General features: G+C 69.8%; 19 protein-coding genes. 12 read left to right on the forward strand and 7 right to left on the reverse strand.

Going from position 1 to position 21,786, the window contains the following annotated elements:
* Positions 1-11: 11 nt before the first annotated feature.
* Positions 12-668: a leucine efflux protein LeuE gene (gene leuE / locus SSP08S_RS07175; RefSeq protein ID WP_026178260.1), complete on the forward strand. Its 657-nt coding sequence runs from the start codon at positions 12-14 to the stop codon at positions 666-668.
* Here the strand turns inward: leuE and SSP08S_RS07180 are convergent.
* Positions 665-2,083 carry an FAD-dependent oxidoreductase gene (locus SSP08S_RS07180; RefSeq protein WP_019066898.1) on the reverse strand — a complete coding sequence of 473 codons (1,419 nt, stop codon included), beginning with the start codon at positions 2,081-2,083 and terminating at the stop codon, positions 665-667. The two genes, leuE and SSP08S_RS07180, sit on opposite strands and share 4 nt — an antisense overlap.
* Before the next feature lie 81 nt (positions 2,084-2,164).
* Between SSP08S_RS07180 and SSP08S_RS07185 the strand changes: the two genes are divergently transcribed.
* A complete protein-coding gene (locus tag SSP08S_RS07185) occupies positions 2,165-2,815 on the forward strand; it encodes a TetR/AcrR family transcriptional regulator C-terminal domain-containing protein (protein ID WP_019066899.1) in 651 nt (216 codons plus the stop codon).
* On the opposite strand, the gene SSP08S_RS07190 is transcribed toward SSP08S_RS07185, so the two are convergent.
* The 4 genes from SSP08S_RS07190 to SSP08S_RS07205 form a co-directional block, all read right to left on the reverse strand.
* Entirely contained in the window at positions 2,802-3,710 is a 909-nt protein-coding gene (locus tag SSP08S_RS07190; protein ID WP_019066900.1) for a class I SAM-dependent methyltransferase, read from the reverse strand. The two genes, SSP08S_RS07185 and SSP08S_RS07190, sit on opposite strands and share 14 nt — an antisense overlap.
* 190 nt (positions 3,711-3,900) lie before the next feature.
* Entirely contained in the window at positions 3,901-5,076 is a 1,176-nt protein-coding gene (locus SSP08S_RS07195) for an acyltransferase family protein (protein ID WP_019066901.1), read from the reverse strand.
* A gap of 232 nt (positions 5,077-5,308) precedes the next feature.
* Positions 5,309-6,646: an alpha-2,8-polysialyltransferase family protein gene (locus SSP08S_RS07200; RefSeq protein ID WP_019066902.1), complete on the reverse strand. Its 1,338-nt coding sequence runs from the start codon at positions 6,644-6,646 to the stop codon at positions 5,309-5,311.
* Entirely contained in the window at positions 6,643-7,620 is a 978-nt protein-coding gene (locus tag SSP08S_RS07205) for a glycosyltransferase family 2 protein (protein WP_019066903.1), read from the reverse strand. Before SSP08S_RS07205 ends, SSP08S_RS07200 begins: the two co-directional genes overlap by 4 nt.
* A 198-nt stretch (positions 7,621-7,818) precedes the next feature.
* Here SSP08S_RS07205 and SSP08S_RS07210 point away from each other — a divergent pair, with 198 nt between their 5' ends.
* The 7 genes from SSP08S_RS07210 (at position 7,819) to SSP08S_RS07240 (ending at position 16,613) form a co-directional block, all read left to right on the forward strand.
* The gene (locus SSP08S_RS07210; RefSeq protein ID WP_026178261.1) at positions 7,819-9,129 is read left to right on the forward strand and encodes a DUF6716 putative glycosyltransferase; all 1,311 of its coding nucleotides are present in this window, start codon (positions 7,819-7,821) and stop codon (positions 9,127-9,129) included.
* A gap of 32 nt (positions 9,130-9,161) precedes the next feature.
* Entirely contained in the window at positions 9,162-10,502 is a 1,341-nt protein-coding gene (locus tag SSP08S_RS07215; RefSeq protein ID WP_019066905.1) for an N-acylneuraminate cytidylyltransferase, read from the forward strand.
* A gap of 14 nt (positions 10,503-10,516) precedes the next feature.
* A complete protein-coding gene (locus SSP08S_RS07220) occupies positions 10,517-11,455 on the forward strand; it encodes an N-acetylneuraminate synthase family protein (protein ID WP_019066906.1) in 939 nt (312 codons plus the stop codon).
* Between the two features lie 60 nt (positions 11,456-11,515).
* Positions 11,516-12,604, forward strand: a complete 1,089-nt coding sequence (locus SSP08S_RS07225) for a hypothetical protein (protein WP_019066907.1) — start codon at positions 11,516-11,518, stop codon at positions 12,602-12,604.
* A gap of 41 nt (positions 12,605-12,645) precedes the next feature.
* Positions 12,646-14,727, forward strand: coding sequence for a tetratricopeptide repeat protein (locus tag SSP08S_RS54920; RefSeq protein WP_019066908.1), 2,082 nt, complete (start codon positions 12,646-12,648; stop codon positions 14,725-14,727).
* Between the two features lies 1 nt (position 14,728).
* A complete protein-coding gene (locus tag SSP08S_RS54925) occupies positions 14,729-15,670 on the forward strand; it encodes a hypothetical protein (protein WP_019066909.1) in 942 nt (313 codons plus the stop codon).
* Positions 15,671-15,740: 70 nt separating this feature from the next.
* Positions 15,741-16,613: a hypothetical protein gene (locus tag SSP08S_RS07240; RefSeq protein WP_026178262.1), complete on the forward strand. Its 873-nt coding sequence runs from the start codon at positions 15,741-15,743 to the stop codon at positions 16,611-16,613.
* Here the strand turns inward: SSP08S_RS07240 and SSP08S_RS07245 are convergent.
* The gene (locus SSP08S_RS07245) at positions 16,589-17,269 is read right to left on the reverse strand and encodes a class I SAM-dependent methyltransferase (protein WP_019066911.1); all 681 of its coding nucleotides are present in this window, start codon (positions 17,267-17,269) and stop codon (positions 16,589-16,591) included. The genes SSP08S_RS07240 and SSP08S_RS07245 overlap by 25 nt on opposite strands.
* A gap of 29 nt (positions 17,270-17,298) precedes the next feature.
* Entirely contained in the window at positions 17,299-17,520 is a 222-nt protein-coding gene (locus tag SSP08S_RS07250) for a hypothetical protein (protein ID WP_245607840.1), read from the reverse strand.
* Between the two features lie 325 nt (positions 17,521-17,845).
* Here SSP08S_RS07250 and SSP08S_RS07255 point away from each other — a divergent pair, with 325 nt between their 5' ends.
* The 3 genes from SSP08S_RS07255 to SSP08S_RS07265 all read left to right on the forward strand — a co-directional run bounded on the left by SSP08S_RS07255 (position 17,846) and on the right by SSP08S_RS07265 (position 21,695).
* The gene (locus SSP08S_RS07255) at positions 17,846-19,084 is read left to right on the forward strand and encodes a M20 family metallopeptidase (RefSeq protein WP_019066913.1); all 1,239 of its coding nucleotides are present in this window, start codon (positions 17,846-17,848) and stop codon (positions 19,082-19,084) included.
* A 277-nt stretch (positions 19,085-19,361) separates the two neighbouring features.
* On the forward strand, positions 19,362-20,408 hold the full coding sequence (locus SSP08S_RS07260; protein ID WP_019066914.1) for a BMP family lipoprotein: 1,047 nt from the start codon (positions 19,362-19,364) through the stop codon (positions 20,406-20,408).
* A gap of 228 nt (positions 20,409-20,636) precedes the next feature.
* A complete protein-coding gene (locus SSP08S_RS07265) occupies positions 20,637-21,695 on the forward strand; it encodes a BMP family lipoprotein (protein ID WP_019066915.1) in 1,059 nt (352 codons plus the stop codon).
* Positions 21,696-21,786: the final 91 nt, after the last annotated feature.

Consider the following 21,786-nt stretch of genomic DNA (forward strand, 5'->3'; position numbering starts at 1 on the left):
CACTCGTGCTCATGTTCGGTGTCATAGACCTCCCCACCTACCTCGCCGGCCTGGTCCTGATCGTGCTGCTGCCCGGCCCCAACTCGCTGTACGTCGTCTCGGTCGCCGCCCGGCGCGGGACCCGGGCCGGGTACACGGCCGCTGCCGGTGTGTGGTGCGGGGACACCGTGCTGATGACGCTGTCCGCGGCCGGGGTCGCCTCGTTGCTGCAGGCCAATGCCGTGCTGTTCGGGATCGTGAAGTACGCGGGGGCCGGGTATCTGACCTGGCTCGCGTTCGGGATGCTGCGGGCCGCGTGGGCGATGTGGCGGACCCGGAAGGAGCGGGCGGCCATGGAGGCGGCTCCCGCCGCGGAGGCCGTCGACGAGCGGCCGTACCGGCGTGCCTTTGTCGTCAGTCTCTTCAACCCGAAGGCGATTCTGTTCTTCGTCGCCTTCTTCGTGCAGTTCGTCGACCCGGGGTACGCCTATCCCGCCCTGTCGTTCGTCGTGCTCGGTGCCTTCGCGCAGCTGGCGAGCTTCCTCTATCTCAGTGCGCTGATCTTCGGCGGGACCCGGCTGGCGGCGGCCTTCCGGCGGCGCAGGCGGCTCGCGGCGGGGGCGACCTCGGCGGCGGGCGCGCTGTTCCTGGGGTTCGCGGTGAAGCTGTCGCTCGCCAGTTCCGTCTAGCCGACGCGGATGCCGAGACGCTCCGTGTACTCCGCGAGGCCGTCCTCCGTGCTGCCCGCCCAGCCGACGTAGCCGTCGGGGCGGATCAGGAACAGGCCCGTGCCGTACGTCTCGACTGCGGGGCCCTCCAGGACGCGCACCGCATCGCCGACGGCCGCCGGGGGCTTCGTGTCCAGGGCCAGCAGGGTCCAGTGCGGGCCGCGGAAGGTGTCGAAGAGGCGGACGCCGTCGATCGTGCGGTCCGGGGCGCGGTCGCCCGCCCGCAGGGCGTCCTCGGGCAGGTCCGTGCGGGTGTCCACGGCGAGTGAACGGCCACGGTAGCCGAGGGCGAGCTGCTGGGTCGCCTTGCCGCGTTCCAACTCCCCGCGGTGGACCTGGGTGGAGATGCCGAGCATGTCGGCGGCGTTGGGCAGCCGTTCCTCCTCGTAGGTGTCGAGCAGGGACTCGGGGGCGCCCTCGCGCAGCACCGCGCCGAGCTTCCAGCCGAGGTTGTAGGCGTCCTGGACGCTGGTGTTGAGGCCCTGTCCGCCGGCCGGTGAGTGGACGTGGGCCGCGTCCCCGGCGAGGAAGACGCGTCCGGCGCGGAAGCGGTCGGCGAGGGCTGCGCGCGGCTGGAAATTGGAGGCCCAGCGCAGTTCCGTCACGTCCTCGGCGGCGAGGTGGGTGCGGGCGGCCACGGTCCCGCGGACGCCGTCGCGCGAGAGGTCGACGTCGGTGCCCTCCGGGAACTGGGCGATGACCTGGAAGTCCTCGGTGCCGGCCAGCGGGAAGACCGCGAGGAAGCCGTCGTCGCCGTGCGGCGGGAAGACGTGCACGTTGTCGCGGTCCAGGCCGGTGACGCGGACGTCCGCGACCAGCATCGGGTTCGGGTCGACGGTCTCGCCGGTCATGCCGATGCCCAGGGTTCGGCGGACGAGTGAGCGACCGCCGTCGGCGGCCACGAGGTACCGGGCGCGGACGGCCGTACCGGCGGCGAACTCGACGGTCACGCCGTCCCGGTCCTGGGTGAAGCCGGTGACCTCCCGTCCGAAGTCCACCGTCCCGCCCAGCTCCGTGAGCCGGGCGAACAGGATCTCCTGAGTGCGCCACTGCGGCACCATCCACGGGGTGCCGTACGGGGTGTCGGGGTCCGTCTCGGACGGCTCGAACATCCGGTGCTCGCCGACCTTGCGGCCGTCCTTCCAGACCGCCCCGGTCGGGTAGGCGCCGCCCTTCGCGAGGATCGCGCCGATCACGCCGAGGTCGTCGAAGACCTCCATCGTGCGCGGCTGGATCCCCTTGCCGCGCGAGCCGGGGAAGAGCGCGTCCGCCTTCTCCACGACCAGCGCGTCCACCCCGCGCCGGGCCAGGTCGATGCCGAGGGCGAGGCCGGTCGGGCCGGCGCCGACGATCAGTACATCCGTGTGGTTCGTCATGATCCCCATCTCCTTAACGCTGTTAAGTGGCTACGGACATCAGGGTGCCCTTAACGCCGTTAAGGTGTCAAGCTGTCGAGCGTGAGTACGGAACGACGCATCCCCCTCGACCGCAAACGGGTCGCGGACACCGCCCTGAAGGTGCTGAACGAGGTCGGCCTCGACGGGCTGTCCCTGAGAGCCATCGCCAAGGAGCTGGACGTCAAGGCGCCCGCCCTGTACTGGCACTTCAAGGACAAACAGGCGCTGCTCGACGAGATGGCGACGGAGATGTACCGGCGGATGGTCGCCGACGTCCCGCTCGTGCGCGAGGACACCTGGCAGGAGCGGCTGCTGAAATCCAACCGGGGTCTGCGCTCCGCACTGCTCGGCTACCGCGACGGCGCCAAGGTCTTCAGCGGCTCACGCTTCACCGGCAACCTGCACGCGGTGCAGATGGAGGACACCCTGCGGCTGTTCACGGAGGCCGGCTTCACTCTCGCCCAGGCGGTCCGCGCGACCTCGACGTCGTACCTCTACACGCTCGGTTTCGTCAGCGAGGAACAGGGCGTCCAGCCACTGCCGGACGAGCGCCGCGAGGGCTACGACATGGACGAACGCGCCCGCCTGATGGCCGACTTCCCGATGTCGGCCGCGGCGGGCGCGGAGATCTTCCAGGACTACGGCCGGCACTTCGAGGAAGGGCTCGACCTGGTGATCGCGGGCATCGAGGCCCGGTTCAGGAGCGGCTGAGGCCGTTGCGGATCGCGCGGGTCAGGATCGGCGGCAGCAGATCGGCAGCGAAGCGGCGGGCCCGGGTCGAACTACGGCCACGGGACGCGGCCTTGGCCGTCGCGGGCTCCGGCGCGACCTCTACCGCGCGGTGCGCGAACCGGGACGGCGGAAAGGGCGGGGCCTGCATGCCCTTCTTCGACTTCAGCCGGACGATACGGTGCCCCGCGGCCTGCTGGATGCTGAGGTTGCAGTCCTCGCGCCCGCGCACCATCGCCAGCAGCTCGTCCTGGACCGGGCCCGGGTCCTCCCAGGTGCCGTAGAGCTTCTGGGTGCTGAGGCAGATCGGGCGCAGGCCCCTGGTGAGCACCGCCTCCCAGACCGCCACGGAGACGCCGGGCGTGTGCTCCGAGCGGAAGTCGTCCAGCACCACGATCCCGCCGGGCAGCAGCGCCTCGCGGGCCGCGCCGATGTCGTCGCGGACGTGCTCGTACAGGTGCGAGGCGTCTATGTGGACGAAGCGGCAGCTGGCCGGGTCGACCTTGTCCGGCACGATGCTGCTGGGGCCCTTCAGGACCCGGGGCAGGGTGTCGTGGAAGGCGAGGTAGTTCTCCTCGAAGACCTGCTGGGTGAGCGCGCTGTACGACTTCGTGGACTCGGCCTGGTTGGCGTCGTCCAGGGCGTCGCCCTCGAAGAGGTCGCAGACCGTGAAGTTCTCGCCGTCCTGACCGTGCCGGCCGAGAAAGATCGCGCTCTTCCCCATGTACACCCCGACCTCCAGCAGATCGCCCCGCGTTCCCGCGGTCTCCTGCCGGTCCAGGAACCATTCGAAGAGGACCTGGTCGAGAACGGGAAACCAGCCGGGAACGTCGTCGAGCCGGCGGGGCGGTCGTATCGTGCCTGGTACGAGGGTCATCGTGGAGAACGCTCCCTGGCAGGGACGGGCTCGCCTGTTTGAGCCCGCGCGGGACACCCCAGCATCTGCCCAACGGCACCCGCCCAAACGGGCCCTCAGGTGAACGGCAGACCAATTCCTGTGCGTCTGTTGTGTCGGGGTGCAGAAGGGGCGTCCGGGCGATACCCGGACGCCCCCTCTCCTTCCGCCGTCAGCCGCGTGGTGTCGACAGCAGTGAGCGCAGCTTCGGTGTCAGCCGGTTCTCGACGACGCGGTTCAGCACGTAGGCCAGCAGCAGCATGGTGAAGACGGTGAGCACGATGGTCGCGTACGACGGGATGCCCAGGGTCCGGTGGTAGGCCTTGATGACGACCCAGCCCAGGTGTTCGTGGACGAGGTAGAACGGGTACGTCAGCGCGCCCGCGACCGTCAGCCAGCGCCAGTTCGCCCAGCGCAGCCAGCCCAGCGCGATCGCGGCGACCGCGACATAGCCGAAGGTGACGACCAGGATGATGCCCCAGGCGGAGCGGTTGGAGAACGCCGTGTCGTTGGGCGTGTGCCACAGCCGGGCCACCGCGTAGTGCTGGCCGATCAGCCAGCTGACGGCGACGATGCCCCAGGCGTAGGCGTCCTTGCGGTCGCGGTGCACGAGGTAGAGGCCGACGCCGCCGATGAAGTACGGCGCGTACTCGGGCATCAGGATGATGTCCAGCAGCGGCGACTTGGCGCCCTGGGTGATCGCCGCGGCCAGCGTCCAGCCGGCGCAGAACATGATCACGCGCCGCCGGTTGGCGCCGGGCAGCACGACGCACAGGGCGAACAGGGCGTAGAAGCGGATCTCCGCCCACAGCGTCCAGCACACGCCGAGCACCCGGTCGACGCCCAACGGCATCTGCAGCATGGTCAGGTTGACCAGGACGTCGCTCGGCGCGGCGGCCTTGTACGCCACCATCGGCAGCGCGAAGACACCGGTGACGATGAGGATCGCCGCCCAGTACGCGGGCAGCAGCCGGGAGGCGCGGGAGGCGAAGAAGGAGCGCAGCGGGCGGCCCCAGCCGCTCATGCAGATGACGAAGCCGCTGATCACGAAGAACACCTGCACACCGAGGCAGCCGTACGAGAACAGCGAGTGCAGGGTGGGGAACTGGTGTCTCGGCGAGGTGCCCCAGGCCTGGACGACCTCGCCGTCACGGCCGCCGTAGTGGTAGGCCGCCACCATCAGCGCGGCGACCAGGCGCAGCCCGTCCAGGGCGCGGAGGCGGGTCTCCCGGCGCTTGGGCGGCTGCGGCGGCTCGGCCGGCGGCAGCTCCTCGGCGGTCGGCGGCAGTTCGGCGCGGACCACGGTGCCCGTCGGGTTTTCCCGCGTGTCCGCGGGCGTGTCGATCACAAGGTTCCCCTAGGAATGGCTGTGCTGGATCACAGCACACTAGTCCGACATCCGGGCGGGTTTACGCTCTCGCCGCGACCCTTCGTCACCCCGTCCGCGGCCGTTCACCCAGGCTTCGCCTGCGCGTACCCAACCTTGTCGCGTCCTCGCCACAACGGGTGTGTAAGGGCCCGGACAGGGCGGCGGGCCGGCCCCTGGGGAGCCGGCCCGCCGGTGTGTCGTACGCCCCGCGTCAGCGGCTCACGGTCCGCTTCAGCAGCCGGGCCCGCCGGGCCACCCGGCGCACGGTCGCGTTGCGCGGGATGAACGCCAGCTGGGCCGGGACCGCGCCGGGCAGCGCCAGCGAGGTGAGGCGCTTGCGCTTGAAGTAGCGCCAGCTGTGGCCGTCGAGCCGCCGGGTCAGATAGGCCTCGGCGGCCGGGCGCAGGTTCGGGTAGATCTTCGGCTGCATCGCGTAACCGACCGCCTGCACAAGCTCGTTGAGCGCCGCGACGTCCATGCCCTCGCGCTGGTCGGTGACCGCCGCGCGGTTCGTCAGCTCGGGCACCAGCGCGTCGACGATCGTCACCGGCACCCGGTTGCTGTTCTCGTACGGCGTCAGCCGGTCCAGCAGCGTGGACGTGCCGATGCGGGCGACCGGCAGGCCGTAGAGCGCGCTCGCGGTGAGCAGCGCGGTGGAGAAGCAGCCGACGACCAGGACCGGCCGCAGCCGCTGGTAGAGGACCTCGGCGAGGACCGGGGTGTCGAGGACCGTGAGGTCGGCGCCGAGCTTCTCCGCCTCCTGCTCCAGCGCGCGCGACCAGCGGGCCGGTGCCGAGGGGTGCGGCTTGAACACCACGCGCGTGTGGCCGAGTTGGACCACGCCCTTGAGCATCCGGACGTGCAGGTCCTCTTCCTCCTCGGCGGTGAGGATGTCCAGCGCGGAGAGGTACTGGCCGAGCAGCAGGGCGGGTTCGTCCGGGAGCGGGGGCAACTCGTCGGCGGTGTCGCCGAGTTCGGCCAGCACCTTGACGAAGGCGTCGGTCGGGACGATCTCCGGCCCGACGCCGAACTCGGTGAGCAGCAGCGGGGTGAGGCCCGGGACCAGGTCCAGGTGGAGCAGCCGGTCCACCCGGGTGCCGACCAGCGGGTCGATCTTGTTGCGGGTCGGGCCGTAGCTCATCAGGCCGTCGGCGTAGACGGTGACGGGGGCGCCGGTGAAGATCTGGCAGAAGCCGAGGGCCGGGTTGACCTGGATCGACTCGACGACCAGTTCCACCTCGTCGTCGCCGAGGTTCCACAGGAGCCGCAGATGGCGCTCCCACAGCGGGACGTCGTCGAGGCGGGGGGACCAGCCGCCGGGGTGGAAGGGGGAGATGGTCTCGTTCCACGACAGCACGTCGTCGAAGCGCTCACGCAGCCGCTCGAAGCCGGGGGCCTCGTCGAGGCCGGCCGTGGTCTCGGGGGTCGCCGCGTTGTTGCAGACCAGGAGGATGCGCCGGTCGGCGGGGCGGAAGGCGTCGGAGTCGAGGGCGGCGGCCAGCGTGGCGGTGCCGTACAGCGTCGACGCCAGGAAGATCTGGGTCCTCACGCGGCGGCCCCCGCGGCGGCGGGACGGCGGCGCAGCCGGCGCAGCCTCGTCGCGCGCTGGATGTCCATGGAGTCGAGCGCCTCGTCCACCACGTCCTGTGGCATGCGTCGCAGGGCGACGGCGCTCATCGACTTCAGTTTTCTCGCCACCGCCGGCTCGAACCTTTCGATGGATCCCAGATGATGGGAAATGATTGCGCAATATGTACGGACGGCCTTGGGGAGCAGTTTGTCCGCGTCCCGGTCCTGTGCGGTTTCCTCGATGACCTGGTCGAACGCGCGAATGAAATCGAGCTGGCGGACATCCCCGATCTGGGTCAGGGAGGAGGCGACCCCGCGCCGGTAGAAGACGCCGAGCAGGCTCACCGCGGCGAAGGATTCCGCCTCCCGGTGCAGCTTCCAGATCCACGGCCGGTCCTCGGCCGTGCGCAGCCCGTCGGTGAAGTGGAGCAGGCCGCGGTCGACCAGCCGGCGGTGGTAGATGCCCGCCCAGGCGTACGCGTAGTCGACGGAGGTGGACCGGTCGGCGGGCAGGATCGCCTCGCGCGGATTCATCACGACGCCGCGCCTGCCGTGCGGCATCCGCTGGACGGTGCGGGCCCGCGCGGTGCACTGGACATGGTCCGTGCGCACGAAGTCGCAGCCCAACTCCTCGATGGCGTCCACCAGTTGGGGGAAGTATCCGGGGGCGAGCCAGTCGTCGCCGTCGAGGAACGTCAGATACTCCCCCCGGGCCTTGTCGATCCCGGTGTTGCGCGCGGTCGCCAGTCCTCCGTTCTTCTCGTGTCTGACATACACCGCGCCTGGCAACTCGCGCTCCGCGCGCGCGAGAATGTCGGGTGTCCCGTCGCGCGAGCAGTCGTCGACGAGAATGAATTCGAAGTCCGCGTGCGCGTTCGCGCGCAGACTCTTGAGGGTGTCTGGCGCGTATTGCTGCACGTTGTAGAACGGCACGATGACGGAGAGCTTGACCACGGGAGTGACGTTAGGCGGCGGCCCGTCATCCGTCTTTACTGTCACCTTGATTTTGGGTGAACGACACGTGGCGAACCTGTGTACCGGGTTTTTTCGAGGCCCGTTCCTGTGCGGGTTCGCTATTCGGCGTTGTGCTGTTAACCGTTTGTTGCCCTCGGGTTGGGCCGAGCAACGGAATGGCTTCCTAGCGTCTTCGGTGTGCCAGCAAGTGCAACGCAGACCCTGCGAGTAGCCGTCCTCGCGGATTCCGACACCCGGTGGAAATGGGGTTCGCTCACCGCGAATCGCATCGCTCCGCCGAATTCGGACATCTCTTTGGACGGATACCTCCTGCGGGGTCGTGCCACCCCAACAGCCCGCCAGCTGAAGGAAGTCGGCGTCACCGCGGACTCCCTCCGCGAGGTGACCGCCGTCGAGTTCCTGCGAGCCATGCAGCAGGAGTCGTACGACATCCTCGTCCTCTCCCTCGTCGGCGGCGGGGTCCAGGCGATGCTGCACGGTCTGGCACGGGCCTGGCACGGACGCGCCGAGCGGCCCGTCGTCGTCACCGGCTATGTCGGAGTCGTCTACGAGAAGCTCGCGGACGGCCTGCTGCTGCGGCACGGCGCGGACCTCGTCCTCGCCAACTCCCGCCAGGACGCGGACCGTTTCCGCGAGGTCTACGACGGGGTCGGCGCCGACTCCTCGGCGGTCACCGAGGTCGCCCTGCCGTTCCTCGGCGGGGACACCTACACCGGCGAACACGACCCGTACACCGTCGTGTTCGCGGTGCAGCCCTCGGTGCCCGACAACCGCAGGGACCGCGACTACCTGCTCAACAGGGCCATCCAGCACGCCCGGTTCCACCCGAACCGCGAGGTCCTCCTCAAGCTGCGCTCCAAGCCCGGCGAACACACCACGCACATCGAGGAGTTGCCCTACCAGAAGCTGGTCCAGGGCAAGGACCTGCCCGCCAACTTCAGCCTGGTGTACGGGCACATGGGCGAAGTGCTCGACCGCACCGACCTCCTGGTGACCATCAGCTCGACGGCCGCCCTGGAGTCCCTGCACCGCCGTATCCCCACCGTCGTACTCACCGACCTCGGCATCCGCGAAGGGCTCGGCAACCACCACTTCGTCGGCTCCGGGTGCCTCGCCTCCTGGGAGCAACTGGACGCCGGGTACAAGCCGGTGCCGGACGCGGAGTGGGTGGCCCGGCAGGGGGTCTTGGCCGACGGATCGTACGAGACGGCCTTCGACGCGGCCCGGGAGCGCATCGCCAAGCTGCTGGCCGGCGGCGACATGCCCGCCCTGAAGCCGTACTACACACCCGAGACAGCCCCCGGCTATCTGCCCGGCATCCTCGCCCGCCACCACCTCGGCCCCGACGGCACCCCGCTGCCCGGCGCCCCCGCCGCCGACAAGGAGCCGGGGCCCGTCCGCCAGATCGTGCGCCGGGCCGCGCGCGGCGCCTACCGCCACGGCGTGCAGCGCGTGGCGCCCGTCATCCGCCGGATGGGGGAGCTGTGAACGCCGACAGTCCCGCTCAAGGAGTAGAGCCCATGTCCAACCCACAAGCGGGCCAAGGCGTTTCGATGCGCCGGGTGCTCGCGGTGATCCCCGCGCGCGGCGGCTCCAAGGGCGTCCCCGCCAAGAACCTCGCGCCCGTCGGTGGTGTCCCGCTGGTGGCCCGCGCCGTCCGCGAGTGCCGCGCCTCGCGGCTGGTGACGGACGTGGTCGTCTCCACCGACGACCAGGCCATCGCCGCCGCCGCCCGCCAGGCCGGCGCCGAGGTCGTGCTGCGCCCCGCCGCCATCGCCGGCGACACCGCGACCTCCGAGGCCGCCGTCCTGCACGCGATGGACGCCCACGAGGCGCTGCACGGCGCGGCCGTGGACGTGGTCCTGCTCGTGCAGTGCACCAGCCCCTTCATCGTCCGCGAGGACGTCGACGGCATCGTCGACGCGATCGTCGCGAACGGCGCCGACACCGCGCACACCGTCGCCCCCTTCCACGGCTTCGTGTGGCGCGACGCCGACGACGAGGCGACCACGGTCGTCGAGGCGACCGGCACCGGCCAGGCGACCGAAGGGAGAGGGGGGTCCCCCCGGCCGAAGGCTGGGGGAGGCGCCACGAAGGTCGCCAACCCCCCTGTCACCAGCGGCGGTTACGGCGTCAACCACGACAAGTCCTTCCGCCCGCGCCGCCAGGACCGCCCCCAGGACTTCCTGGAGACCGGCGCCGTCTACGGCATGGACGCGGCCGGCTTCCGCAAGGTCGGCCACCGCTTCTTCGGCCGTACCGAACTCGTACGGACCGACCCCGCCCGGGTGTTGGAGATCGACGATCCCCACGAGCTCGCCAGGGCACGGGCGTTGGCCCCGCTGTTCGACGCGGACCGCCCCGGTTCGCTCCCGACCGCCGACGACATCGACGCGGTCGTACTCGACTTCGACGGCACCCAGACCGACGACAGGGTGCTGATCGATTCCGAAGGACGGGAGTTCGTCTCCGTGCACCGCGGCGACGGACTCGGCATCGCGGCCCTGCGCAAGAGCGGCCTGAAGATGCTCATCCTGTCCTCGGAGCAGAACCCGGTCGTCGCCGCCCGGGCCCGGAAGCTCCAGCTCCCGGTCCTGCACGGCATCGACCGGAAGGACCTCGCACTCAAGCAGTGGTGCGAGGAGCAGGGCATCGCGCCGGAGCGCGTGCTCTACGTCGGCAACGACGTCAACGACCTCCCGTGCTTCGCCCTCGTGGGCTGGCCCGTGGCGGTCGCGAGCGCCCACGACGTCGTACGCGGCGCCGCACGCGCGGTCACCACCGTGCCCGGTGGCGACGGCGCTGTCCGAGAGATCGCCAGCTGGATCCTCGGCCCCTCTCTCGATTCCCTCACCAAGTAAGGAAACCCGCTGTCATGAGCAACAACTCCCGTCTGCGCCAGTTCGGTTCGAAGACCGCAGGCCCCGGCCACCCCGTCTACGTCGTCGGCGAGATCGGCATCAACCACAACGGCGAGCTGGAGAACGCGTTCAAGCTGATCGACGCCGCCGCCGAAGCTGGCTGCGACGCCGTCAAGTTCCAGAAGCGCACCCCCGAGATCTGCACCCCGCGCGACCAGTGGGACATCGAGCGCGACACCCCCTGGGGCCGCATGACCTACATCGACTACCGCCACCGCGTGGAGTTCGGCGAGGACGAGTACCGCCAGATCGACGACTACGCCAAGAGCAAGAACATCGACTGGTTCGCCTCCCCGTGGGACACCGAGGCCGTCGCCTTCCTGGAGAAGTTCGACGTCCCCGCCCACAAGGTCGCCTCCGCCTCCCTCACGGACGACGAGCTCCTCCGCTCGCTCCGCGCGACCGGCCGTACGGTCATCCTCTCCACCGGCATGTCGACGCCGAAGCAGATCCGCCACGCGGTCGAGGTCCTCGGCTCGGACAACATCCTGATGTGCCACGCCACGTCGACCTACCCGGCGCAGGCCGAGGAGCTCAACCTCCGCGTCATCAACACCCTCCAGGCCGAGTACCCGAACGTGCCGATCGGCTACTCCGGCCACGAGACGGGCCTCCAGACCACCCTCGCCGCGGTCGCCCTCGGCGCCACCTTCGTCGAGCGCCACATCACCCTCGACCGCGCCATGTGGGGCTCGGACCAGGCCGCCTCCGTCGAGCCGCAGGGCCTGACCCGCCTCGTCCGCGACATCCGCACCATCGAGGCCTCCCTCGGCGACGGCGTCAAGAAGGTCTACGAGTCGGAGCTCGGCCCGATGAAGAAGCTGCGCCGCGTCACCGGCGTGGTCGCCGAGGCGGAGATCGCCGCGGCGGCGGGCGAGCCGGTCTCGGTCTGAGTCTGAGCCATTAAGAGCCAGCGCCAGCGTCACTTACGGTCACGGGACGGTCGTACGACAATGAGCCCCCACGCCGGCAAAGCCGGCCTCACCCCCCACACTCTCGCGTTCGTGGAGAGTCCGGTACAGCTGCTGAACGTGCTGGAGTGGGCGCACCTCCGTGCGCCCAGGGCCGAGGAGGCACCCGGCGGGGGGCTCACCCTCGTGGTCCTGTCACCGACCGACCCGATGACCCGCGGCCAGCTGCGCCGCATGGCCGACCTCGCCCGCGACGAGGGCCACACCGTGCGCTGGGAGGAGGCCCGGGGCGGACCCGCGGCCCCCTTCCAGACCATCGGCGGCCTCACCCGGCTCCTCCGCAAGGCGGACCGGATCGTCATGGGCGACCCGTTCTCGCGCTACGTACAACTCCTGCTCACCATCACCAGGGCACGCGACCTGGTGGTGGTCGACGACGGCACGGCCACGATGGAGTTCGTCGCCCAACTCGCCAGCGGCGAACGCCTGGTCCGCTGGCATCGCAAGGGCGGCCGCCAGGGCCCGCGCGACCTGATCTTCGCCCCGGTCTCCTCCTCGGCCCGCCGCCGCCTGACCCCCAGCACCCGCCGCAAGGTGGAGATCTTCTCCTCCATGCCGATCGAGGAGCCCCCCAAGGGCGTCACGATCACGGCCAACGAGTTCGCCTGGACCCGCGCCACCTTCGGCCCACCCCGCATCACGAAGGGCGCCGACATGGTCGGCACGTCCCTCGTCGAAACGGGCGTGGTGGACGCCGACCGCTACGTGGAGGCGGTCTCCGCCCTGGCCAAGACCCACGGCGCGACGCGCTACTTCGCGCATCGCCGCGAATCCACGGAGAAACTCCACCGGTTGGCGGTCGAAACGGGCCTGGAGATCGTCCGCCCGGACCTCCCCCTGGAACTGATCGCCCGCCGCGGCCCCATCGGCCGCACGATCCTCAGCTTCCCGTCGACGGTCGTCCACACCCTGCCGCTGGCGCTGGTCGGCACGGAGGTCCGGGTCGCCGTGTGCGACATCGACCCCGCTTGGCTGACGGAGAACGCCTCACCTCGGGCGCAGGGGTTCCTGTCGGGGGTTACGGGGACGGCTAAGGACGTGCATCGGTTGTCGGCGGTGAGCGCGGTCTGACGTTCCCCTAGCATGGGGACAGCCCATGGGGGAGTGGCCGTATGACTGCGCAACGGGGAAGCGGATCCTTCGACTTCAACGTGTTCAGCGTCGGATCGTCCCAAGCCTCTGTGGCGGACGCGACGGCCCATCACAGGCCCGTACCGCTGGCTGTGTCCGCCCTTCCTCCGCGTGCTGCCCGATTCACCGGACGCACGGGAGAGCTGGCCCGGCTGCTGTCCTTTCTCGACCCCGCGGCGACAACGGATCTGCCGGTACTCGTCTGCTCGGTGTCCGGCATGGGGGGCATCGGGAAGACGGCTCTCGCGTTGCAGGCGGCGCACCAGGCGCTGGCGAGGGGATGGTTCCCGGGCGGTGTCCTCTTCGTCGACCTGAGCGGCTACGACGAGCCCGTCACCGCTGATCGTGCAGTGGTGGCGCTGCTGAGCGCACTCGGCGTCCGGGGCAGGGAAGTGCCGCCCGAGTCATCCAGCCGGTTCGCCCTGTACCGGTCGCTGCTCGCCGAGCGAACCGGACCGGTACTCCTGATCTTCGACAACGCCTCGGATCCGCGACAGATCGTGCCGTTGCTGCCCGGCACCGAGCGTCACCGTGTCCTCGTCACTTCGCGAGACCGCCTGGTGGAGTTGGAAGCGCTTCTGCTGGACCTCGGGCTGCTCGGACCGGAGGAGGCCGTCGCGCTCATGGTCGACGCTCTCCTCCGACGGGACCCCGACGATCTCCGTCCTTTTACAGAGCCGGGAGCCCTGGAAGAACTCGCCGTGCTCTGCGGTGGACTTCCACTGGCTCTGTCCATCGGTGCTTCTCTGCTCGCTAAAGAGCCCCAGCGCACCGTCACGTCACTCGTGCACGAACTGGGCGTGCACCGAGACCGTGTCGACCTCACGGGATTGCGCCAACTCCTCCTTTCCTCCTACCGGCGTCTCCCGCCGGAGCCGGCGAGGGTCCTGCGGCTCCTGGCGCTGGCGCCCACTCCTGAGATCGGTACCGACGCGGCCGCCGCCATGACGGGTCTTCCCGACCGCCGGACGGCCCAGCTTCTGGGAGCACTTGCGGAAGCCTCTCTCGTCGTCCCGGTCAGGGGCGTCCGGCTCGGTGACGAACGCTGGCGATTCCACAACCTCGTGCAGGACTACGCGGCTTCTCTGCTGCCACCGGAGGCCGAGGAGGGAAGGGAGGCCAGGAGGCGTGTTCTTGCCTTCTACGCGCAGCGGAGCCAGGCTGCGCTGGACTGGCTGGGCGCCCGGCCCGTCGACAGACACAGAGGGTTCGACGACCGCGAGCACGCCGAAGCCTGGCTGAAGGAGGAGCGGCCGAACCTGGTGGCGGCGGCCGAGTGGGCCGAGGACGAGCAGTACGCCCCGACAGCCCTTGTCATCGCCATGAATGTGGTGCCGTATCTGACTGGGAACGGCTACCTCGACGACGCGCTCGCGGTGAGCCGTACGGCAGGGCTCGCCGCGCACCGAATTGGCGCCAAGGACGTCGAGGCCCGTGCCTGTGGCGCTCTCGGGATCGTTCTCTCGTCCATGGGCCGCCTGGTGGAGGCCATCGAGGCCTTCACCCGAGCCGGCGAGCTGTCCCAGGCCCTGGGTGATCGGCATCGAGAAGCTGTCAGTTGGGACAACCTGGGGATCGCCCTGCACGAGGCGGGGCGGACGCAGGAGGCGATCGACGCCCACACGCGAGCCCGTGACCTCTATGAGGAGACCGGCGACCGCTTCCGAGAAGCGGGAGTCTGGAACAACCTCGGGATCGCGCTACGAGATGCGGGCCGGTTGGAGGAAGCCATCGATGCCTTCAGCCGCTCCAGGGCGTTCATGCAGGTGGTCGGTCACACCGTCGGCGAGGCCAACGTCTGGAACAACTTGGGCATCACCCTGCACCGCGCGGGGCGGATTCAAGAGGCCGTCGAAGCGCTCACGAAGGCGATCGGACTGCGCCGGGACTTGGGCGACTCGTACGGTGCGGGCAACGCCTTGCGCAACCTCGCGCTCGCCCTCGGCTCGACCGGCGACAGCGAGGCCCGTTGCTACTGGGAGCAGGCGGCCGAGGCGTACGAACACGCAGATGCCGCCGCCGAGGCCGCACACGCCCGCTTCCAGGCCGAAGGCTCCCGCTGAGATGTCGCCGGCGTACGAGGGCGACCACCTGGATTTCCGGGACGCCCGCATCACGGGCTTCACCGCCAAGGAAGAGCGCTACTACCCGCGCCCGCCGCGTGAAGCCTCCGCGTCGCTCCCCGGCGCCCCCGCGGTGTTCCTCGGCCGGCACGACGAACTGGACCAGTTGATGCGGGTCCTGGACCCGCAGGCCGACACCTCCGGCACCGGAACGGGCGAGCCGCACCTGGCTGTCTGTGTCGTGTCGGGGCACGACGGGCTGGGAAAATCGGCCCTCGCGCTCCGCGCTGCCCACCGGGCGGTCGCGAACGACTGGTTCCCCGGCGGGGTCTTCTACGTCGACCTGCACCGCCCGGGAACGGACCCTCTCGCGGACGACGAAGCCGTACGCATCCTGCTCAGCTATCTGGGCGTCGGTGACCATGAGGTCTCCGGCCTCGCCACGGCGTGGGACGGTCACTACCGCACCTGCCTCGCCCAACGCCCGGGCCCGGCACTTCTCCTGCTCGACAACGCGGTGCAGGCCGAGCAGATCGAGCGGCTGCGCCCCGGCGTGGCCCACCATCGCGTTCTCGTCACCTCCCGGAGCGGGCTCACCGATCTGGAGGCTCACGCGATACGTCTACGGCCTCTGTCGACGGCGGACTCCCTCAGCCTCCTCGTGACCCTGCTGAGCATGGGCGTGGACGGTGAGAACCGCGCGGTCCAAGAACCGGACGCGATGTCCCTGCTGGTGGATCTCTGCGAAGGCGTACCCCTGAACATTCGGCGCGCCGCCGCCGGACTACGGAAGAGACCTGATGTCACCATCGCCGAGTACGTGAAACTCCTGGTGGAGAACCGCGCGGCCCACGAGGCACGGCTGGGGGCCGAGGAGTCGACGGCCCGGATCGGGTGGCTGCAGCGATTCGGCGGACCCTGGTTGCGGCGCCGGGGTCCGTGAGCCGCTCGATACCCCGCGGAACGCGAACATCGTCAGGCCGCCGACCGCGCGGCAAGCCGAGGAGGACCACGTGGCAGAACCTGAAGCCGCACCACAACCCGGAGTTGACCCCACGTCCGATGGCACCGCGGGCACTATGTTCGCCGCCCTGTACGGCGAACTCACCCCACACGCCTGGCACGACCCCGACTCCGAGCACGACGCGTACCAGCTGTTCCACCGACGGTCGCTCGCGATGGGCTGGCTGGAGGACCGGGCGGTCATGACGTCGACGAAGACCGGCGAGGAGCGACCGGTCGGTGGCCCGGGGCTGTGGGCCATGAACGACGCCGGGTGGAGTAATTCGCAGGCTGCGCCCGGCGCCGGACTCGTCTCCTGGTTCCAGGTCGAGGCCGGTCCCGTGTCGGCCGAACGGCCGCTCTCCGTCCAGCAGTTCCTCCGCTGCGCCCAGGACGTGACGGCGCGGATCGGCGCAGTGCGGCTGTCCGCGGTGCAGGTGCTGCTGCCGGTCCAGGGGGTCGATCCGGCGGCGCGGCCGGCCTACGCCGCCGTACCGTCGATGCTGACCGTCGACTGGTTCGCTGAGCGCGACCCGGCGGCCAGGACCCCGGTGGACGTCCACATCAACAGCGGGCGCGATCCGGTGATCCCCGCCGTCGCGCGTCAACTCGCACAGGATCTGCGGGACTTGAGCCAGGACGTGTTCACGTGCGGGGACGACGAGATCACCGTGCGGGGCGATGTCCTCCCGCCGCTGTTCCACGACAGCTTCTGGAACGGGCCGCCCCTGCACGGCATGACGCTGCGCGGCGAACTCACCGAGTGGTCCTGCGACGCGGTCGGCTGGCTGGCCGCGACCGTCGCCGACTGTGCCGCCCGGCTCGGGGTGCGGTCACCCCTGCTGTTCACCGTCGGCGCTCAGGCGGACCCGGATGGCTTGTGAGCCAGGGCGAATGCGCGCCCCCACTTCTGCTCGCCCTGGCGCTCGCGCCGCGCCTGGGCGTACAGGTTCAGGCCCGCGTCGGTGAGGAACGTGGCGACCTGGGCCGGCGTGCGGAAGTAGTAGTCGAGCGAGATGTCCAGGCCGTAGCGTTCCGTCATGTGGATGTGCTCGCCCTCCGAGGCCTGGAACGCGAGGAGTAGGTAGCCGCCGGGCCGTAGGACGCGGTGGAACTCGGCGAAGACGCCGGGCAGGTCGGCGTCCGGGATGTGGATCGTCGAGTAGAGCGCGATGATGCCGCCCAACGTGCCGTCCGGTACGTCCAGGGCCGTCATCGAGCCCACCTCGAACCGGAGTCGGGGATGTGCCTCGCGGGCCAGCGCCACCATGTGCGGGGAGATGTCGATGCCGTAGGCCGGGATGCCGAGGGCGTTCAGGCGGGCTGTCACATAGCCGGGGCCGCTGCCCACGTCGGCCACCGGTGCCGTGCCCGGCGCCGTACGGACGAGGTCCGCGAAGGCGTTCAGCAGGGCGCTTTCGAGGGGGCCGTCGCCCAGGCCGTCCGGATGTTCGGCGCTGTACGCGGGCGCGATCGTGTCGTAGGAGGAGCGGGTGGCCTCTATGAAGTCCGCGGCGAGATCCGCGTTCGGGTCGGTCACGTCGGCGGACCCTACCAACGGCTCGCGGCTCAGGGATCTTCATCGCGCCAAGTGAAGCCGCCCAGTTCGCCGTGCCCGGGATCGTCGGGGCCGGACGCGGTGGTGCCCGGGGTGCCCGGCGCCCCGGTGTCCTCCGTCCGGCGGCGGATCAGCCACACCACCGTCGCCAGCGCCCATCCCGCCAGGATCATGATGACGAGTACGGCCAGGACCAGTCCCGCCGTGCCGAGGAAGCCGAATTTCGTCAACATCCAAGGGATCTGGTCCTCGCCGCAGCCGCATGCCTCCATCGGGGCCTCCACAGGTGCCGTCACAGGACGAAGAGTGCCCAGGTCGGAGGTGTCGATTGCGCTGCGTATCCGTACCGTCGTGCGGCGGTGATGATTCCGGGATACGGACGGCGCACGCTGTGCAGGATGGGGCGTGGTATCCCAGGAAGAGGGGAGAGCTTACCCATCTCCACAAGCAGCTATGCGGCCGGCGGTCAGATTTTCTTCGTCTAACGGGTTGAACTTTTGTTGATCGAGGGTCAGTTGACCACCCGGGCGCCCTACCCTTCAGAGGGTGAAGCAATTGATGTCACCAGAGTCCGAGGAATCCGAGGCAGAGTCCGAGGCCGAATCCGTCGGGAATGTGCTCCCGGGCACCCTGCCGGAGGACCTGCGGGCCGAACTCGTCGCGTTCCGCCGGGACTTGCACATGCATCCCGAGCTGGGCAATCAGGAGTTCCGGACCACCGCCGCGATCAAGGCCCGGCTGGAACAGGCCGGTCTCGAACCGCGTGTTCTCGCCATCGGGACCGGCCTCGTCTGTGACATCGGGCCGCGCGAGAGCGGCGTACCCATGCTCGCGCTGCGCGCCGACATCGACGCCCTGCCCATCCCGGACACGAAGCGTGACTGCGCGTACCGCTCCACCGTGCCCGACCGCGCCCATGCCTGCGGCCACGACGTGCACACCACCGTGGTGCTGGGCGCCGGTCTCGTGCTGGCCCGGCTGCACGAGCAGGGGTTGCTGCCCCGGCCGGTGCGGCTGCTCTTCCAGCCCGCCGAGGAGATCCTGCCCGGCGGTGCCGCCGACGCCATCGAGTGCGGGGTGCTGGAGGGGGTCGGGCGGATCATCGCCGTGCACTGCGATCCGAAGGTGGACAGCGGGAAGATCGGGTTGCGCGTGGGGCCCATTACGTCCGCCTGCGACCGGCTCGAAGTCTCCCTCGACGGGCCCGGTGGGCACACCGCCCGGCCGCACCTCACCACCGACCTCGTCACCGCCGCCGCCCGGGTCGCCACCGACGTGCCCGCGCTCGTCGCCCGCCGGATGGACGCGCGGAGCGGGGTGTCCGTGACCTGGGGCAGGATCGAGTCCGGTCACGCTCCCAACGTCATCCCGCAGCACGCCGAACTGTCCGGCACCGTACGGTGTCTCGATCTCGACGCCTGGCGGCGGGCGCCCGACATCGTGCACGCGGCGATCGATGAGGTCGCCGGGCTGTACCGGGCCAAGACCGTGATCGACTACGTGCGCGGGGTGCCGCCCGTCGTCAACGACCCGCTGGTCACCGAGCTGCTGCGGGACGCGATGGTGGCGCGGCGCGGCCCGCTCTCCGTCGAGGACACCGAGCAGAGCCTGGGCGGCGAGGACTTCTCCTGGTATCTGGAGCACGTGCCGGGCGCCATGGCCCGGCTGGGCGTGCGCACCCCGGGGGAGCGGACCGTACGGGACCTCCACCAGGGCGACTTCGACGCCGACGAGTCGGCGATCACGGTCGGCGTGGAGATGTTCACCGCCGCCGCGCTGATCGACGCGGCTCTCTGAGCGCGACGGGGGCGTAGGGGCGCCCGTTCGGTACCCCTACGTCCCCTTGTGTCACCCGGGTGTAACCACCGGCGCGTGAACGTAACGCGGTGGCGGCACGATCCGGTAACGGCAAGGAGAAACCCCGTTCCCCTCCTCGTCTACGCGCGTTACTGTGCGCGGAAATCGCCACCAGAGGCGGCGCGTTGGGGAAGCGGTCCGGTGACGGTGCCGTGAGGACGAAGGAGTGCTTGCTGTGCGTCATACATCTCGGAGGACCAGGTTCTCCCAAGCCGCGGTGGCCGTCACGGTCATCGCCCTCGCGGCTACCGCCTGCGGTAGCTCCAGCAAGGATGCCAACAAGGCCAGCGACAGTTCGTCGTCCTCGTCCGGCAAGTACACCGGCAAGGGCATCGGCCTCGCCTACGACGTCGGCGGCAAGGGCGACCAGTCCTTCAACGACGCGGCCTACGCCGGCTTCCAGAAGGCCGAGAAGGACTTCGGCCTCACCGGCCGCGACATCGAGCCGCAGGACGGCGAGTCCGACGCGGACAAGGTGCAGCGCCTGGAGCAGCTCGCCCAGGCCGGCTACAACCCGGTGATCGGTGTCGGCTTCGCCTACGCGCCCGCCGTCAAGGAGGCCGCCGCGAAGTTCCCGAACATCACGTTCGGCATCATCGACGACGAGCAGGACAAGGCCGCCAACGTGGCCGACCTCGTCTTCCACGAGGAGCAGTCCTCGTACCTGGCGGGCGTCGCCGCGGCCAAGGCGACCAAGAAGAACCACATCGGCTTCATCGGTGGCGTCGACGTCCCGCTGATCCACAAGTTCGAAGCCGGGTTCGACCAGGGCGCCAAGTCGGTCAACCCGAGCATCAAGATCGAGTCGCAGTACCTGACGCAGACCGCTGCCGAGGGCGGCTTCTCCAGCCCCGACAAGGGCAAGGACGCGGCCAGCGGCCAGATCGAGGCGGGTGCGGACGTCATCTACGCCGCCGCCGGTCTCTCCGGCCAGGGCGTCATCTCCGAGGCCTCCGCCAAGGGTGTGTGGGCCATCGGAGTGGACTCCGACCAGTACGAGCAGAAGGCGCTCGCCAAGTACAAGGACTCGATCCTGGGCTCGGCGCTGAAGAACGTCGGCGGCGCGGTCTACGACCTGGTGAAGTCCGTGTACGAGGGCAAGCCGAAGACCGGAGTGATCCGCTACGGCCTCGACAACGACGGCGTCGGCTTCTCCGACACCAACCCGAAGTACAAGGCCATGACCGCCGCCGTGGCCGCGGTGAACAAGGCCAAGCAGGACATCATCGACGGCAAGGTCACGGTCGCCACCACGACCAAGTGAGTGTGACGGCGCCTTCCTGACGCCGACACCGGGGAGCCCCGGGACCGAAACGGTCCCGGGGCTCCCCGTGTTCTCCATGTCCGCCATCCGGGTGCTTGGCATTTGGCAAAGGTTCAAAACGGTCGGATAACGCTCTGGCAAGTTGGGGTTCTCCACCATGTCTACGCGCGTTACTCTGCGACGGAACCAGCGCCTGGTTGGGGCGCTTGCACGAAGGAGTCTCGTTCCATGCGCCGGGTGTCCCGTATCGCCGTTGCAGGCGTTGCAACCGCAGCACTTGCCGTCACCGTCTCCGCCTGTGGCAGCTCGTCCAGCTCGTCCGCCAGCAGCAGTAGCAGCAGCGGCTCCTCCAAGGGTATTGGCCTCGCCTACGACGTCGGCGGCAAGGGCGACCAGTCCTTCAACGACGCCGCGTACGCGGGCTTCACCAAGGCCGAGAAGGACTTCGGCGTCAGCGGCCGCGACGTGGAGCCGCAGGACGGCGAGTCCGACGCGGACAAGGTGCAGCGCCTGGAGACGCTGGCCCGCTCCGGCTACAACCCGGTGATCGGCGTCGGCTTCGCCTACGCGCCCGCCGTCAAGGAAGCCGCCGCGAAGTTCCCGAAGATCACCTTCGGCATCATCGACGACAACACCATCGTTGCCGACAACGTCGCCGACATGGTCTTCCACGAGGAGCAGTCCTCCTACCTGGCCGGCGTCACCGCCGCGCTCACCACGAAGACCAACACCGTCGGCTTCGTCGGCGGCGTGGACGTCCCGCTGATCCACAAGTTCGAAGCCGGCTTCGCGCAGGGTGTCGCCGACACCAAGAAGGGCGTGAAGGTCAAGGCGCAGTACCTGACCCAGACCGCGGCCGAGGGCGGCTTCTCCAGCCCCGACAAGGGCGAGAGCGCGGCCGAGGGCCAGATCGAGGCCGGCGCGGACGTCGTCTACGCCGCCGCGGGCCTCTCCGGCCAGGGCGTCATCAAGGCCGCCGCCGCGCACAAGGTGTGGGCGATCGGTGTCGACTCCGACCAGTACAACCAGAAGGCGCTGGCCGCCTACAAGCCGTACATCCTCACCTCGGCCCTGAAGAACGTGCAGGGCGCGGTCTACGACCTCGCCAAGTCCGTCATCAAGGACAAGAAGCCCCTCAGCGGCGAGATCCGCGGCTCGCTGAGCAACGGCGGCGTCGGCCTGGCCGACTCCAACCCGACCTTCAAGAACAACGCCACCCTCCAGGCCGCCCTCAAGAAGGCCGAGGCCGGCATCAAGGACGGCTCGATCACGGTCAAGACCTCTTGATCCGAGGCTCGTAGGCCAGTCACGACCATGGCCAAAAGAGCGCTGTAATGGCAGCGTTACGGCCACGGAACGGGGTGCGGGGAGGATGCTC

This window comes from Streptomyces hokutonensis (assembly GCF_000376565.1).
In the GTDB taxonomy this organism is placed as follows: domain Bacteria; phylum Actinomycetota; class Actinomycetes; order Streptomycetales; family Streptomycetaceae; genus Streptomyces; species Streptomyces hokutonensis.

What these genes read in the sequence shown, in the direction of transcription:
- SSP08S_RS07215 (WP_019066905.1), top strand. Translation starts at nt 9,162, where the DNA reads ATGTCCAACCCACAAGCGGGCCAAGGCGTTTCGATGCGCCGGGTGCTC.
- SSP08S_RS07180 (WP_019066898.1), bottom strand. Translation starts at nt 2,083, where the DNA reads ATGACGAACCACACGGATGTACTGATCGTCGGCGCCGGCCCGACCGGC.
- leuE (WP_026178260.1), top strand. Translation starts at nt 12, where the DNA reads ATGTTCGGTGTCATAGACCTCCCCACCTACCTCGCCGGCCTGGTCCTG.
- SSP08S_RS54925 (WP_019066909.1), top strand. Translation starts at nt 14,729, where the DNA reads ATGTCGCCGGCGTACGAGGGCGACCACCTGGATTTCCGGGACGCCCGC.
- SSP08S_RS07190 (WP_019066900.1), bottom strand. Translation starts at nt 3,710, where the DNA reads ATGACCCTCGTACCAGGCACGATACGACCGCCCCGCCGGCTCGACGAC.
- SSP08S_RS07220 (WP_019066906.1), top strand. Translation starts at nt 10,517, where the DNA reads ATGAGCAACAACTCCCGTCTGCGCCAGTTCGGTTCGAAGACCGCAGGC.
- SSP08S_RS54920 (WP_019066908.1), top strand. Translation starts at nt 12,646, where the DNA reads ATGACTGCGCAACGGGGAAGCGGATCCTTCGACTTCAACGTGTTCAGC.
- SSP08S_RS07250 (WP_245607840.1), bottom strand. Translation starts at nt 17,520, where the DNA reads ATGTTGACGAAATTCGGCTTCCTCGGCACGGCGGGACTGGTCCTGGCC.
- SSP08S_RS07255 (WP_019066913.1), top strand. Translation starts at nt 17,846, where the DNA reads ATGTCACCAGAGTCCGAGGAATCCGAGGCAGAGTCCGAGGCCGAATCC.
- SSP08S_RS07225 (WP_019066907.1), top strand. Translation starts at nt 11,516, where the DNA reads ATGAGCCCCCACGCCGGCAAAGCCGGCCTCACCCCCCACACTCTCGCG.
- SSP08S_RS07265 (WP_019066915.1), top strand. Translation starts at nt 20,637, where the DNA reads ATGCGCCGGGTGTCCCGTATCGCCGTTGCAGGCGTTGCAACCGCAGCA.